Source organism: Luteococcus struthionis (assembly GCF_048595755.1).
Classification (GTDB): Bacteria; Actinomycetota; Actinomycetes; order Propionibacteriales; family Propionibacteriaceae; genus Luteococcus.
In genome coordinates this window covers 2,458,718-2,472,576 of sequence record NZ_CP184360.1, presented here as the reverse complement: position 1 = coordinate 2,472,576, position 13,859 = coordinate 2,458,718, and the positions used below count along the sequence as shown (strand labels likewise).

Here is a 13,859-nt window from a genome sequence, read left to right as displayed (position 1 = left end):
AGGCCTGTCCCACGAGGCAGATCAAGTCACACGCTGGGCACTGCAGACGTCACACGCACCTGGGCGACGGCGCAGATCTTGCGTGAGGCAGATCCGGGACGGCGCGAGAGCTGCCCGTCGGCACGGTGGTCGGCGTCGCAGCAGGGCTCAGCATGAGGTAGCTCGACTGCAGGGCCCGGTCAGCACCTCGCACCGTCGCGCTACCCACCGCGGCCAGCTTCGCCAACACTGGTTCCGGGACGGTCACGTTCGCGCGGCCCTCGAGGCGCTCGAGCTTGAGCCACGCGACCTGCAGCTCGGAGCCGTTGGGTGGCAGTGCAGCTGCCAGCATCGGGGCAACGAGCTCCGCTGGGGCCTTCAACGCACCGGGATGGACAGGCTGGCTGCTGACGACGGCGACATGCCGCGTCAGGCTCAGGGCCGTGACCGCAGCATCCCAGGACCGCGACTCGCCTCCGCCAACGGGCACGTCACGGCTGGCGCGCATGAGCCTCGTGGTGGCGGCCATCAGGTCGGGGTCGACCCGCTCCCCCGGCGACATCAGCTTGGCCCACTGCCGATGATGCTCACCCCACGCCCGCAAACTCCTGGCCAGCGCCGGCTTGATCGCTGCGCTGTAGTCCACGAGAGCTTCGCTGCTCCGCCTCGCCTGGGCTTGGGCGATGGCGTCCACCGCGACCAGCACCGAACCCGCGGCCCGGGCCGTCACCAACTGCGTCATCACCGACGGCCCCCGAGCACAGCGATCCACAGCACGCGCCCACTCCATCACTGCCGTGCTGAACTCACTGGCGACATCGGGACGATGCGTGTCCGGCGCGTTTCCGTGCAGGGCAGCATCTAGGCCCAGCTCGACCGCGCGCACCGCGCCCAGCAGCTCAGCATCCTCCGCCCTGGTCGCGACCTTCGACGTGGCGTGTGCCGCCAGGTACGTGACGTGCACCAGCTCACGCTCCACACCATGCGTGGGCCTGATCTGACCGACGGCGTCCGCCACTGCCACCATCGCCGGTGCCGGTGACGCTGTCGTCCAGGAACGCGACCGGAGAACCTGCGTCAAGGCCGACGCCGACACCTCCAGAATCGACGCAGCATCCGCGTCATGTCCGGCTCGCTGGCTGGCAGCGTCGACGACGTAGGCCAAGCCCATCACCGATGCCGCCACGTCACCGGGATCGTCGACGAGGAGGCGACGGGCCAGCCGGTCTGCCTCCGACGGCCTTAGCGCAGGCACCGGTACTCCCCGACCAGATCGCACACCAGCGCGACCACCGCACTCGTCCCCACGGGATAGGCGCCAATCGCCAACCGACGCAGCTCCCGCTCAACCTCCTCCAACACCGCCAGGACGCCGGGCTGCTCGACCTCCACCGGGACGGGAACCACGACGGGCTCCAACAGTGCGGTGGCGGACCACAGTGCCTCGTTCACCGCCGTGTCGCGCTGGAACGCGGCCAGCTCCTCGAGATCCCACGTGGCCAACCGGGAACGCTCCGCCGCGGTCAGCAACAACCCGACCGCGCGCTCCAGGCTCCGCATGCCATCAACCGTTGCCATCACACCCGCCTTCCGCCCGGCCACCCTGGCCGTCGTTCACAGGCACAACCCACCAGGCGACCCGGGTGCTCGCGAAAGCCCGGTACCGAGACGCTACTCGTCGTCTCCGGTGGAAGCGGTGAGGCGTCGAAGTCGGCCGACCTCACGGACGCTGAGCCCGCCAGCGCACCACTCCGCCACCTGCGTGGCTGTCAGCCCGTGGACGGTCACCATCTCCTCGATCAGCGCGCCGGCGCGCGCCTCCGCCTCGGCCAACGCCTTGGCTCCGGTGCGCAGCTCCACCTGGACGCGCACCGCCAGCTCGGTCAGCACCGACTCCCGTTCGCGCTGCTGCTGCAACCGCGCCACCCGAGCCTCATGAATCGCTCGCCTCGCAGCCACCCGTTCCTGCTGACGTCCCATCGACCTTCGCCCCCTCCCGAACCACCCTGACGAAGACCCAAGCGAACCCGACGCCCCCGGTGCTCACCAGCCACCAGGACGAACCCCAGGGGAAACACGAGCCCATCAAGCGCCACACACCTCTTGCACTCAGGGCAGGACTGAATCGCCCCGGTGAGTCCGGGGACTCAGTGGTGTGACAGTTCCAGCTCCTCGACGGGCTGGTTGTGGCCAGCGTAGTAGGCCTGCTCCAGCTCGGCGGGTGGGATGTCGCCGCAGTATTCGTACATGCGTCGGTGGTTGAACCAGTCGACCCATTCCGCGGTGGCGAACTCGACCTCATCAACCCCTCTCCACGGCCCCTGCGGCTTGATCAGCTCGGTCTTGAACAACCGGTTGACCGTCTCGGCCAGGGCGTTGTCGTAGCTTGAGCCGACCGATCCGACCGACGCGGCGATACTGGCCTCGTCCAGGCGTTCCGACAACGCAATCGAGGTGTACTGGGCAGGTTCAATCGGTCGTTGCAACACCAGCGTGTTGAAGTGATCGTAGTTGTTCGTCAAAGACCTCGGCGGGGGTCTTCCATTTGAGGCTCTTGCGGGGCCGGCTATTGAGGGTGTGGGCGACGGCTTCCAGATCCTCTGCTGTCCAGCGGGACAGGTCGGTTCCCTTGGGGAAGTACTGGCGCAGCAGCCCGTTTGTGTTCTCGTTGCTGGGCCGCTGCCATGGGCTGTGGGGTCAGCGAAGTAGACCTTGGTCCCGGTGGCCAGCGCGAAGGTGGCGTGGGCGGACAGTTCCTTGCCGCGGTCCCAGGTGATGGTCTTGCGCAACTGCTGCGGCAAGGCTGGGATCGACGCGGCCAGGGCGGTGTTCATCGCGACCGCGCCGTAGCCGCCCAGGGATCGTCCGTTCTTGACCGGCGGGGTCTGGACCCAGCCCTCCAAGCGAGGCAGATGGACCAGGATCGTGGCGCGGCTGTGTCGCTCGACCAAGGTGCCGATCGCGGAGCGGCCGGTGCCGATGATCAAGTCGCCTTCCCAATGGCCGGGAACAGCCCGATCAGTGGCCTCGGCGGGCCGTTGACTGAAGACGACATCAGAGGTGACATGGCCTTGGGGCTTGTTCCGCGAACGCTTACGTGGCGAGCGCAGAGCTCTGCCGGTGCGCAGGCAGGCCACCAGTTCCCGCTTCAGCGCCCCGCGACCCTCGATGAACAAGGATTGATAGATCGCCTCGTGACTGATCCGCATGGACTCATCATCGGGGAAGTCAATGCGCAGCCGGTGGCTGATCTGCTCTGGGCTCCAGGCCTTCGACCAGCGCCGATCGGCCCGGTGGGGCTTGTTCAACCCCTTCCAGGCCGGCGTGTCAGGGCCGTCGGCGGTGGTGCCGTCGGGGCGGGTGACTTTCCCAGCGAGCCGGTCCTGGACGTAGTCACGCAGCCGTTGGTTGGCGACCATCTTCGCTTCCTTGGGCCTCTTGGCGGCCTCTTGTGCTTTCCACTGGGCGACACTGGCTCGGTACTCGAGTTTCCCGCCTCGGGTAGCGGCGTTGCGGCGCAACTCACGACTGATCGTGCCGGGATCACGGCCCAGGGCCCGGGCAATGGCGCGAACCCCCTTGCCCTGGGCCTTCAGGATGGCGATCTCCTCACGCTCAGCGAAGCTGAGATATCGCCCACTTGGTTCGATCAGACTGATCGGTGGCATGCCGCCAGCGTGACGGAACCACCGCGACGCCACCGGGATCGACACACCCACCACGAGCGCGCATCCAGCACCAGCTGGGTGCTCATCGTGGTGCCCGAACGCCAGCCCAGGATTCGGCGGGCATAGGCATCGCTCACGAACGCGACATGGACCCAGCCCGACCACGTCGACACATAGGTGATGTCGGCCACCCACAACCGGTTCGGCGCCAACGGCGCGAACCGGCGACTGACCAGGTCATCGGGCCGCTGGGCTGCCAGGTCAAGGATCGTGGTCCGCTTCACCTTCCGACGAGGTACCCCTTCCTGCCCCGCCTGGCGCATGAGCCGCTCGACGGTGCAGCGCGCCACCGGACTCCCTTCGCGGTTGAGCTGCAGCCAGACCTTTCGGGCGCCATAGACACCAAAGTTGGCCTCGTGGACCCGGTGGATCTCGACCAGGACCGCTTGGTCGCGCTGCTCACGCTTGGTGGGCAGCTTGTCGCGCCACTCGTAGTAGGTCGATGGGGCGATCTCGACGCCATGCTCGCTGAGCACCTGGCAGATCGGCTCGACACCCCACCGCAACCCCTCCGCCTCACGCCGCTCGGCATGCTCGCGGATGAAGTCGACGATCACTGCCCTGGCCGGTCGAGCTCGGCCGCAAAGAAGGCCGACGCCGCCTTCAAGATCGCATTCGCCCTCTTCAGCTCGGCGTTCTCCCGCTTCAACCGTTTGATCTCGGCCGACTCCTCGCTGGTGAGGCCCGGGCGCTGACCGTGGTCGATCTCGTCCTCACGGACCCAGCGTCGCAGGGTTTCCGGGTCGAGACCCCGACCAGTTCGGCGACCTTGACCATCGCGGGCCAATCACCCTCGTAATCCGGACGGGTCTGGTGATACATCCGCACCGCCCGGCTCCTTAACTCAGCCGGGTACCGCTTGTTCGTGTTGCCTGGCATGACTCCAACCTTCCCAAAGTTCGGAGTCTCCGGACATCCCGGGGCGATTCATGGCTCACAGCAGCTTGACACTAGATAGGAGCATCAGCCCCGTGTTGATAAGGTCGAGTCCGCCACCCCGGAATGGGTCGACTGGGTTCAACCACCGACGCATGTACAAATACTGCGGCCACATCACCCCGGCCGAGTTGGCGCAGGCGCACTACACACCGATATCTCCTGTCAAGGCGTAGTGACTACCGAACCTAACTCCATCGCAAGTTCACCCAAGTCCGTGAACACCAACCCCTCGCGCTGCGGCTCAACCAAACCATGTCGATCATATAGAGCCGCCAGCATGCCTGCACTCGTAGCGGCTGCAACATCAAAGTACGGATCATCCCCCACATGGAGACACTGATCGATTCGAACCACGAGAGATTCGGCAACACACTCAAACGCCCGGGGCGCTGGCTTGCCAACACCAATCTCTTGCGAATCCAAAACAGCAGAAAAGTAGGCATCGATACCTGCACCCTGCAATTGTTTGCGCAACAATCCAGAGTTATTACTGAGAACCGCCAACCTATACCCCTTGGCCTTCAAAGCCTCCAGCACCACCGGGACTGAACGATCCAGCGAGACCCAAAGACTCCTTCCCGACTCAGCCAACGATTGAACTGCAGACCACGCACGAGTACCCGCCTCTCCCCCGATATTAAGGGCGACACCTAGAGACCTCGCAGCGCGACCGGACGACCAGTAGGTGGCCGGCTCATTGTCACAGAGGACCCGCGCAACGGTCTCAGCAAAAGCTCTTTCGACAAGAGCTTCGTCTACAGGAGCGATTCCTATACCTCGACACACATCGACGAATACACTCGCATCAGGCTGCAGCAGCACACCACCACAGTCAAAGCTCACTACACGGATACCCTCCAACTTACCTAACACTACTCCTCACCCTTGAATAGCTTCAAATACCACCAGTATTTCCACCCGTCAGGCAATTCGCTGGGATCATGAGGCACCCACGGCTTTAGCTCCCCGGCGAAATGCCTGACTATAGCCCGCTCGAGCATGTCGTCACCACACGAATATCTTCTAGAGGAGCGGCGCCAGAAGTTAGTTGTATTCCACTCATCCGACAACTCAAGCCAGTTGCCGGCGAACAGAGCGTTTAGAACTTCTTGGTCATGCTGCTCAATGTCATTATCAAAATGCTCAAGGAGCACCCTCGCCCGCTCTGTCACCGATTCCCGTCTCCAGAGCTGCACGTCAACCAGCATTACACCCGAATTAAAATATCTCAACTCAGGGCAAATCCCGAGTTCCCGCCAGAAAGAAACCCCGAATCTCGAGGAAATATTCTGTACATAGCGATCACGAACAGCCGCTATACCGCGGCCCCCCAAATCCATTCCCCATAGCTCGTCCAAACTGCCCAGGACCAAGGTGTCACAATCCAGATAGATCGTTCTGTTCACAGATTTCGGTAGGACCTTCGGAAGAAGGAGCGGAACGTACACCGCCCTAGTATAGTGACCAGAAACAGAGTTATTCGGTGAGGGAAATTCTTCAAGAACCGCACCTGTTAGACGCTGCGTTCCAATCTCGAGACCACCTAGTCTCGGCAGGCGATACTTCAAGTCATTGGCTTCCATTCCGCAGCACACAATCGTTACGTAAACGGTCCCCAACTCTGAACCATTCAGAGCCAATGACGTCAGCGAAGCAACCAGGGGATCCAGAACATTCTCGTCTGCGACATATGTAACATGCATTTCACTCCGATCGATTAGCCGCGCATACATAGTCTCGCGATTTGTCACTATCGGGCCTGAAAAATATCCATGCGTTAAAGACGATACATGCAACACAGTTTGCCAGAATTCCATAGAAGAGCACTCGTTTGAGGCCAACTGTTTGCATCATGAGGGGCACGCCTCCTGAACCCACTGCGAGCCCAACAGAAGCGATGATCGTCGTGCCAGATACGGCCCTCGATAACAGCTGTGTCGGCACCACGCTCTGCATGTACACGGACCAGCGTGTCCTGAAGTACCCGCTCGCAAATCCTGCAACAACAGACCCAATCGACAGGATAAGCGCAGACCCACCGCCACTGGCAACCACCCACGCTGGCGCACTCCAAGCAAGCATGCAAATACCCATAAACTTGACAGAGTATCGACTCTCACTTCGTCTGAACATCCCGAGAACGCCAAATACACTAGACCCAAGTCCGTATGCTGCTGCCACCCACGGCCAACAATCCACTCTAGACGCGGCCGAAAGTTGAGCCGGCGCCAAGATCTGGTAGGGGCCCCAGACACTCACGTTAAAGACTAGGGTCAATAGCGAGACGGGGAGCAGCGCTCGCCAAGTCCGCAGGCCATGCTGAGGACGCGTTCCGCCATCATCCCCAAGCGCAGCTAGCTTAGCGTTGCAATTTGAATCACCTTGCGCCACGTCACATGCAAGATCAGAAGCCGAGCGTAGTCGTAATAATAGCACTGAGCACAGTGCAACTCCGTAGCAAATTCCCCCGAAATAGATAACCGTAAGTGACCCCCAAGCGAGGATCATGATCCCTGCGATGGCTGGCCCCAAGACCCTCGCGATGGACTGCAGAGCGGTCAACAAGGCATTGATTCGCGCAAGGTTGTGTGACCGTGACAGCGTTGGCACCAAGGCCGCAGCAGGCGGCAAAAACAGCGCATCAGCGACGCCCAGTATGACGGCCGCCCCAACCGGAATCCACCTTGAAATATCAGAATCTGAAACCACGACTCCCAATAGGCCAACCGCACCCACTTGCAATGCGAGAGCAATTCTCATGAGTGGCACCCGAGGGAATCGATCACCAACATATCCGCCAAGAGGGAGACAGCTCAGCGATGAAACAGTTCGAGCTGCAAGGATTGATCCAAGAACGGCCGATGAGAACCCGCCAGATAGAACAGCAACCGGGAGACTAGCAGAAATCACTGCAGCGCCAAGCGCAACAAACGTATCACTCACACAAAAACACGTCAAAGGATCGCGTACCCCAACTCTCACGTGGCCGACCCCAGGGCAAGGCGAAGAACACTCTCGACATATCGATACTCTTCAGCGTGCGGCACACTCAAACCCGCACGTTCCCACGGTTTATAAGGCCCGGTAAAGTGCCTAATTATCGCAACGTCAAGAATATCCATAGCGGCAGTCGCACGTCTTTCTCGCTTTCGCCAATAGGAGGTAGCGTTCCAAATGTCGTCCAGCCGTGCAAATCTGCCGGCTACAACGGCGTTCAGCGCCTCCTGATCTAAATGCAGCAACTGACCGAACATCTCCCTTGCGTATTCAATAGCCCGTTCACCAATGAACTCTTCGCGCCACACAGAAAGATTCATCAGTTGTACACCAGAGTTGAAATAAGGTAAGTCGGGCGACAATCCAAGCTCTCTCCAGCTCGCAATCCCTTGGGGGGCGGATACTGTCGGGGCATACCTCTCTACACATGCAGCTAATGGGAGAATACCTAAATCAATCAAGAAGAGGGGGCTCAAGCTACCCCGCACCAAAATGTCACAGTCCAAATAGAGCAGCTCCCGCCATGTCGCAGGCACAACACGCGGAAGCAGCAGGCGGGCATAGACAGCGGTACTGAAAATCGACGCCGCGCCAGGATCGAATCCAGTTGGCAATCCTTCAAACAACTCGGAAGAATACGTCACGACCTCGCAGGTGAATGCTATTCCCCTACTCAATGCAATTTCTTCCAGGGCTCTAACATGAACTCGGGCTACTGCTTGGCCTCCTTCCTCTACCATGAGGTGAGCCTGAATGACGTCCGAAGGGTCAGCCGACAACACCACAGAGCAAAGCGTTACAGCGGCTCTTCCTAAGTAGTCTTGGTCGCATGCCAACGCAACCCGTATCGTCGAGGTACATCCCATCGCTACCGCACAGCCTCGATGACGAAACATTCCTGCTTACTATCAGGAAAACGTTCGAAATGAGTAGTCGGCACGCGTTCGAAGTATTGAGTGGAATCCGGCGTGAGGACTACACAGTCCCGGAATCCCGCCTTAAGTAGCTCTCTTTGAACGGACTTAGCTGTCAAAAGTGAACGGTGTTGCCCGAACTGGTATACTATTCGGTTGATTACCTTGTCCCGAAGGCCATCATCGAATGGCCATGAATGCAGGCTCGCGTCAAGACGCAGCTGTTGACTGACCCGAGGTGTATCCTTATTTTCAATAATTGACGCGACCAGATCGGCATCCGGGCATACGATCCGAATAGGGGCCCCGGGCTTCAAAACCCTTAAACAACTCGAGAGAAGTGCTGGCAAGTCATCTAGGGGGAAATGCTCAAGAATGTGCTCTGCTAGAACCCCGTCAATTGTGCCAGGTTCGATAGGAATTCCTCGCCGCAAATCACAGCCGAAGATCCCCGGCCCCTTCTTAAAGTCGATGCCGATCCACTCCCCTTGACTCGGGACGCTTCGCCCGGATCCGAGAGATAGACAAACGGTTCCACTGCAACCCGAAATATAGCGCCTCAATTTCCTTGCCTGAATACTGTGAATCAGCGAATAGCGCAAAAGGCTCTTGACCGAGTTAAGGACATCCTTGACTACTTGACACGCACCATATGAACTCAAGTGCCATTCCCCGGTTTGGCTGTCGAATCGCGCAATCCTTGTGTCAGTCATAGACCTATCCCTTCGAATTCTCCTAGGTCGAGCCGATCGGTCAGCTGGGAGGCAGCCGCTCGATACCCCGACGCATGTCCCTCAACTCGGTGAACCTCGTAAAGCGGGTTCGCCCGCGCAATCTCTTGTTCGATATGTACAGCCATGCCCTCCAGTCGCACCGCCGCTGCGCTCACTAGCTCACTTGCGCAGAGAGGCGCCCCATAAGCCTCGATAAACAACCGCATTCGGCCCCGAATATCTGGTGGACTATCCCATCCCCAATCCGGCAGCTGTTCAATGGGATGTAGGGGCAGAAAATGGTACGCTGCATACGACAGGTCCCAGACTCGAGACATGGGACGCGCCGTGTCCCAATCAATAACTCCGACAACACGATCTCGGTCGAAAACTACATTCCATGGTGCGAGGTCGCCGTGTCCGATACATTCCGTTTGCGGGCTCTCGGTAGCGTCCATAGCATGCCACGTGTCCAATTTTGAGACGACAAAGCTACTGGATATGTCGTGAAGCAGTCGCATCGATCGAGCGACGGACACTAGCGCCGAGTCCGACATCAGCTCCTTAGTGTAGGGGGGATATCCAGTCTCGCCAGCAATATACGAGAGCCGTTCAAACTCACCGTCTGGCCCCCCATCGTCGATCACTCGAGGGGTAAGGCAAGTATTTGCGTCTGCAAAGTGCTGCAACAGTCGGTGGACACTCCGGGCGCCCGGCCCCTTCCGGCGGACCACGGTGTTTCCAGACCTTCGCGCGTCGGCGAACCGGCCTCGTTGAAAATCGCTTGGTTGTGCATCAGTCACGCTCGATCGCCTCCTCATACAGATTCTCGGTCTCCGCCACCATTCTCTCGAAGTCAAAGACAGCCGCAACACGCCCCAGAGCGCGATCGGCCAGCTCTTGCCGGCGGTCGGTATCAGAGAGCGCTACAAGAGCCGCTTTGATCGAGGAGACACTCCTGACATCGAATCGCTCGCCATACATCGCTTCGGGGACGACCTCGTCAAGGCCCGGTGCGGCGGCAACGGCAACAGGACGTCCGGACGCCATTGCCTCAAGCACCGCCAGACCAAGGCCTTCGACACGACTGGGCTGCACAACAGCGTCACAAGAACGGTAGACGTCCGACATCTGACTTCGTTCTACATTGTCGCAAATGAATATTCGTCCACTCATTCCAGAGCGTGAAATAGTGTCTTCAACCTGCCGTCTATATGTGAGGGATCCTGAGCTAGTTGAACCGCACAGGACCAAGTAGCTATTTGAGAACTGCTTGGAATACTCCGTAAAGGCAGTCACGAGCGCCAATTGCCCCTTCCTCTCTTTGAACCGGGCGGGGCATAGGAATAGGAGAGAGTCTGGGAGTATCCCCAGCTTTGCGCGGAAGTGACGAGAGCCCTCTGGTGTAAATCTGCGTCGATCCACACCGTGCAAGATAGCGCGCACGCTAGGCGCCCCCATGCGCCTGTACAGCGATGCGTAGTAGTTGCTTGGCGCAATGAATGTATCCACTTGCGCCAGTCCGAATATTACTTGTCCTCGGCCTCGACCAAAGGCGCCGAACTCTCTGTCGATTTCATGGGACGTTACCAGCAGTGGGACCCCCATCTCGCGAGACACGCACGCGCCGAGCAAAGCGGTGTCATGGCTATTCGCATGGATGATGTCGAACTTATCGTTGGCCAGAACATGGTAAATGTCAGCGAGCGGTCCAAAAATTCTATCCTCCCAGTGAGCAACGTGAGGCCTTGCACCAGATTCCACACGAATCACACGGTGAAAGCCTGACGCTTCCAGGCGGGGTTGAAGCGGATCGTTTGAGTGAGTGACCACAGTCACATCGTGGCCCCGATCAGCCAAGGCTCTTGTAAGGTCCTCTGCATAGGCTTCAGCGCCTCCTATAGTCGGGAAGTAGTTGGGTGTAAGAAACAGTATCCTCACTTAGGTGATCCCTTCTCGGTGAAGAATGTCCCGGCCGGGTGCCCTTCGGCAATGGCATTGATATCGACTTCTGCCTCCCCTGCAATAGCGGAACACAAGGCGTCACCAATAAGCATCAACGATATACTCGCCATGGTCGGGACTATCGTGTCAGTCCCTTGCGTTGCTAGCGGAATCGAAACAGTGTAATTCGAAGAGTCGATCAGCGGATTTTGTGGACTGAGCGTGATTGCGAGAACCGTTGCGTGGCGTGCGCGACAGCAGGAAGCGAGTTCTACGAGCTCTGGTGAATTTCCTGACGCGCTCATGAGGAGTACGGCGTCTCCACGATGGACGCTACTGAGCTCGCCGTGCATCGCCTCCTGGGGATGCAAAAAGTTGGCTCGTAGCGTAAGAGTGCGCAACACCGCCGCGCACCTCTCAGCGACGTATCTCGTCTTCCCTGCGCCTGATACATGCAGGGCGTTAGCAGCGTTTAACATCTCGACGAGGTCACGTCCTTCTTTACCCGCAAGTAGCTCGCCTAGGCAGCCAGAAACGAGCCCAACAGCGTCTTTTACGCTCGCGGTATTCACGGCAGGCCCAACGCTTCGTTTGCGAGCACCACGCCGGAGACATACAGGGCGTCTGCCTCAAGGGGCGCTTCTTGATGAAGAGCGGGTGCTGCCAGAAGGATGCTTGCCTCGATAAGGGATATTTCGGTCAACGAGGAGTACTTGGAGAGCACCTCATCCATGGCGTTGTCAGCTGCGACCCTGCAACTTGCACGGAGCCATGGAGCATCGATTTCCCGGCCGTTGCGGCGCATAGTAAAAAGGCCCTCGTTGATTCTAGCGAAGTGACCGTGGTACGAATACCGCAATTTAGCGAAATCATAGCGAAGATCTCCCACGCGATGGCCATTTGCACGATCAAGGCCAGGGTTCGGATCCAAGAGTCTGTAAGTGCCATGCCGTTCAGAATATAGCACATTGTGAAAATTGAGATCCCCGTGAATAGCCGCGGGAGTTGCTCGGAGGGACACATCTTCCAACTTATTCGCGAGTTGGCGCAGCAATGCACTGCCTGCACAATAGTCACGCCTGTTAATTTCTAGTGAGTCCACCAATTTGAGTGGACTGTGCCACTTTGCGATGCGCGAATATAGTTTCTCCAGCAGCGCCTCCTTGGCCCATTGCACTGTCGAATCGCGATGGACGGGCGCTTGTACGTTCCAGAATTCTTCTTGCAACACGGTAATGAGCTCCTCCACGCGTCGTGCCCACTCCGAAGGAGTTGCATCCCAGTAGAGATAGAGTGAAGCCAAGTTGGGCATATCTAACATCTCAACTAGATATGAAGTATCATCATGTCGCTTTGCTCGCGGAAACAAGTGCCGCCCCCTCGACGATTCCAAAGTCAACGTTTCGACCTCATCGCGAAGTCGAGGGTCCTCGGACGATTTAATCAGATAGCCGTTCGAGTGGCTGGTGAAGTGATTGGTAGGTCGATGCAACAGGACCTTCGATCGATTTTCCTGTAGTGACTTCAGCGTGCCCATATCATGCCAGCCATTGACGGGTTGTAGATGCAGCGGCCTCGCCGCGGAGTAAAGGTTTAGAAGCTGGCTGATCTCGGTGCTACTAGTTTCGACTGTTTTTAGTGCACAATTAAGCAAAAGGAGAGAGTCTTCAAATTGGTATGCGCCGATTGTTACTTGGTCACCTTTGTTAGCATACGCCTCCTTAAAGAGCCCAGCCTCGTCACTGACACACCATTGCCGAGATTCTGGTGCGCTAGCTACCGCGACCCAATCTGTTTCTCCGTCATTTCCGGCGGTTGGCCACTGGCTAAGCCAGGTGTCTGCCAGAACTACGCACAGAGGGCGATCTTCGGCGAACTCTGCCAAAGGAGCGAACCCTGGACCTGGGCCTTTAGAGACCATTTCTGTGAGGACCTGTACGTCCAGCAGATCACCCGCTGGGCCGCTGAAGAACTGTTTCATTTGCTCGCGCCATCGGTCTGGGACCAGGACGGCCGCCTGCCTGATCCCTGCGGACCTAGCTGCGCGAAATTGTGAAATGATTGTCGGCGTTGAGCCAGATGATACGAGCGACTTGCAGTGCGTCTGACCTAGAGAGCCCAGCCGAGTTGCTTTTCCACCGGCCAAAACCCCTAGTACTGCATTGGTAGTCATCATTGCTCCCTCTCTAGTTTAAAGTACGAGCTGCGTAATCATCCTAATGATTTCGGCTGCTCGAACCTCCCAGCCCCCAACCTTTCGAATGATATTTTGGTTGCGATCCGCTATGGATTGAAAGCTTGAGATCTCCGCAATAGTGTGTCTGACTTGCAGTGCCGCACTGCTTGGTTCAGTTTCGATTACGGTGAGATCCGGGTGTAGTAGGGCAAGATCGGGGGGGGTCGTACCTATCACGAGGGTGCCAGCGGCGAACGCCTCGAGATAGCGCGGCGTTAGCGCAACCACCGATCCAGTGGACTCGGGCGCAGTATGAGCACGGGGAAAGCAAGCGCTAAGTTTGCTGTCGACTAGTCCACTTATCAGGGAATTTCTGCTTGGAAATACGTCTTGCCGGAGCTCCCCGCTGACTTGTTTTGAATATAGATGCCGAAACGGCTTGGGTATGATATTCATTCTAGAGCCATTA

At 58.6% G+C, this 13,859-nt stretch carries 12 protein-coding genes and 3 pseudogenes; all 15 read right to left on the bottom strand.

Annotated features, from left to right (window positions below):
- Nucleotides 1–49 precede the first annotated feature (49 nt).
- The 15 genes and pseudogenes from ACOAMO_RS11415 to ACOAMO_RS11345 all read right to left on the bottom strand — a co-directional run bounded on the left by ACOAMO_RS11415 (nt 50) and on the right by ACOAMO_RS11345 (nt 13,387).
- Nucleotides 50–1,165 (bottom strand): hypothetical protein, encoded by a 1,116-nt coding sequence (locus ACOAMO_RS11415; protein ID WP_420174904.1) that lies wholly within the window; start codon nt 1,163–1,165, stop codon nt 50–52.
- A gap of 56 nt (nt 1,166–1,221) precedes the next feature.
- A complete protein-coding gene (locus ACOAMO_RS11410; protein ID WP_420174903.1) occupies nt 1,222–1,557 on the bottom strand; it encodes a hypothetical protein in 336 nt (111 codons plus the stop codon).
- 93 nt (nt 1,558–1,650) lie between these two features.
- Nucleotides 1,651–1,959 carry a hypothetical protein gene (locus tag ACOAMO_RS11405; protein WP_420174902.1) on the bottom strand — a complete coding sequence of 103 codons (309 nt, stop codon included), beginning with the start codon at nt 1,957–1,959 and terminating at the stop codon, nt 1,651–1,653.
- 167 nt (nt 1,960–2,126) lie between these two features.
- A pseudogene (locus ACOAMO_RS11400) lies at nt 2,127–2,444 on the bottom strand (integrase core domain-containing protein); the annotation flags it as partial.
- A gap of 4 nt (nt 2,445–2,448) precedes the next feature.
- Nucleotides 2,449–3,716 (bottom strand): annotated as a pseudogene (locus ACOAMO_RS11395) (IS30 family transposase); the annotation flags it as partial.
- Nucleotides 3,707–4,586, bottom strand: a pseudogene (locus ACOAMO_RS11390) (IS3 family transposase); the annotation flags it as partial. The pseudogenes ACOAMO_RS11390 and ACOAMO_RS11395, both read right to left, overlap by 10 nt.
- 222 nt (nt 4,587–4,808) lie before the next feature.
- Nucleotides 4,809–5,489 (bottom strand): HAD family hydrolase, encoded by a 681-nt coding sequence (locus ACOAMO_RS11385; RefSeq protein ID WP_420174901.1) that lies wholly within the window; start codon nt 5,487–5,489, stop codon nt 4,809–4,811.
- A 29-nt stretch (nt 5,490–5,518) separates the two neighbouring features.
- The gene (locus tag ACOAMO_RS11380) at nt 5,519–6,349 is read right to left on the bottom strand and encodes a glycosyltransferase family 8 protein (protein WP_420174900.1); all 831 of its coding nucleotides are present in this window, start codon (nt 6,347–6,349) and stop codon (nt 5,519–5,521) included.
- 1 nt (nt 6,350) lies between these two features.
- A complete protein-coding gene (locus ACOAMO_RS11375) occupies nt 6,351–7,589 on the bottom strand; it encodes an MFS transporter (RefSeq protein ID WP_420174899.1) in 1,239 nt (412 codons plus the stop codon).
- Nucleotides 7,590–7,624: 35 nt separating this feature from the next.
- Entirely contained in the window at nt 7,625–8,509 is an 885-nt protein-coding gene (locus ACOAMO_RS11370; protein WP_420177021.1) for a glycosyltransferase family 8 protein, read from the bottom strand.
- Between the two features lie 2 nt (nt 8,510–8,511).
- The gene (locus ACOAMO_RS11365) at nt 8,512–9,270 is read right to left on the bottom strand and encodes a class I SAM-dependent methyltransferase (RefSeq protein ID WP_420174898.1); all 759 of its coding nucleotides are present in this window, start codon (nt 9,268–9,270) and stop codon (nt 8,512–8,514) included.
- On the bottom strand, nt 9,267–9,728 hold the full coding sequence (locus ACOAMO_RS11360) for a phosphotransferase (RefSeq protein ID WP_420174897.1): 462 nt from the start codon (nt 9,726–9,728) through the stop codon (nt 9,267–9,269). The genes ACOAMO_RS11365 and ACOAMO_RS11360 overlap by 4 nt, the downstream gene beginning before the upstream one ends.
- A 337-nt stretch (nt 9,729–10,065) precedes the next feature.
- Nucleotides 10,066–11,211 carry a glycosyltransferase family 4 protein gene (locus tag ACOAMO_RS11355; RefSeq protein ID WP_420174896.1) on the bottom strand — a complete coding sequence of 382 codons (1,146 nt, stop codon included), beginning with the start codon at nt 11,209–11,211 and terminating at the stop codon, nt 10,066–10,068.
- The gene (locus ACOAMO_RS11350; protein ID WP_420177020.1) at nt 11,208–11,693 is read right to left on the bottom strand and encodes an SIS domain-containing protein; all 486 of its coding nucleotides are present in this window, start codon (nt 11,691–11,693) and stop codon (nt 11,208–11,210) included. The genes ACOAMO_RS11355 and ACOAMO_RS11350 overlap by 4 nt, the downstream gene beginning before the upstream one ends.
- A gap of 89 nt (nt 11,694–11,782) precedes the next feature.
- Nucleotides 11,783–13,387, bottom strand: a complete 1,605-nt coding sequence (locus ACOAMO_RS11345; RefSeq protein ID WP_420174895.1) for a sugar phosphate nucleotidyltransferase — start codon at nt 13,385–13,387, stop codon at nt 11,783–11,785.
- Nucleotides 13,388–13,859: the final 472 nt, after the last annotated feature.

Coding starts and splice junctions, on each gene's coding strand:
- ACOAMO_RS11365 (WP_420174898.1), bottom strand. CDS start 9,270: ATGACTGACACAAGGATTGCGCGATTCGACAGCCAAACCGGGGAATGG.
- ACOAMO_RS11380 (WP_420174900.1), bottom strand. CDS start 6,349: ATGCATGTTACATATGTCGCAGACGAGAATGTTCTGGATCCCCTGGTT.
- ACOAMO_RS11360 (WP_420174897.1), bottom strand. CDS start 9,728: ATGGACGCTACCGAGAGCCCGCAAACGGAATGTATCGGACACGGCGAC.
- ACOAMO_RS11410 (WP_420174903.1), bottom strand. CDS start 1,557: ATGGCAACGGTTGATGGCATGCGGAGCCTGGAGCGCGCGGTCGGGTTG.
- ACOAMO_RS11405 (WP_420174902.1), bottom strand. CDS start 1,959: ATGGGACGTCAGCAGGAACGGGTGGCTGCGAGGCGAGCGATTCATGAG.
- ACOAMO_RS11345 (WP_420174895.1), bottom strand. CDS start 13,387: ATGACTACCAATGCAGTACTAGGGGTTTTGGCCGGTGGAAAAGCAACT.
- ACOAMO_RS11350 (WP_420177020.1), bottom strand. CDS start 11,693: ATGTTAAACGCTGCTAACGCCCTGCATGTATCAGGCGCAGGGAAGACG.
- ACOAMO_RS11370 (WP_420177021.1), bottom strand. CDS start 8,509: ATGGGATGTACCTCGACGATACGGGTTGCGTTGGCATGCGACCAAGAC.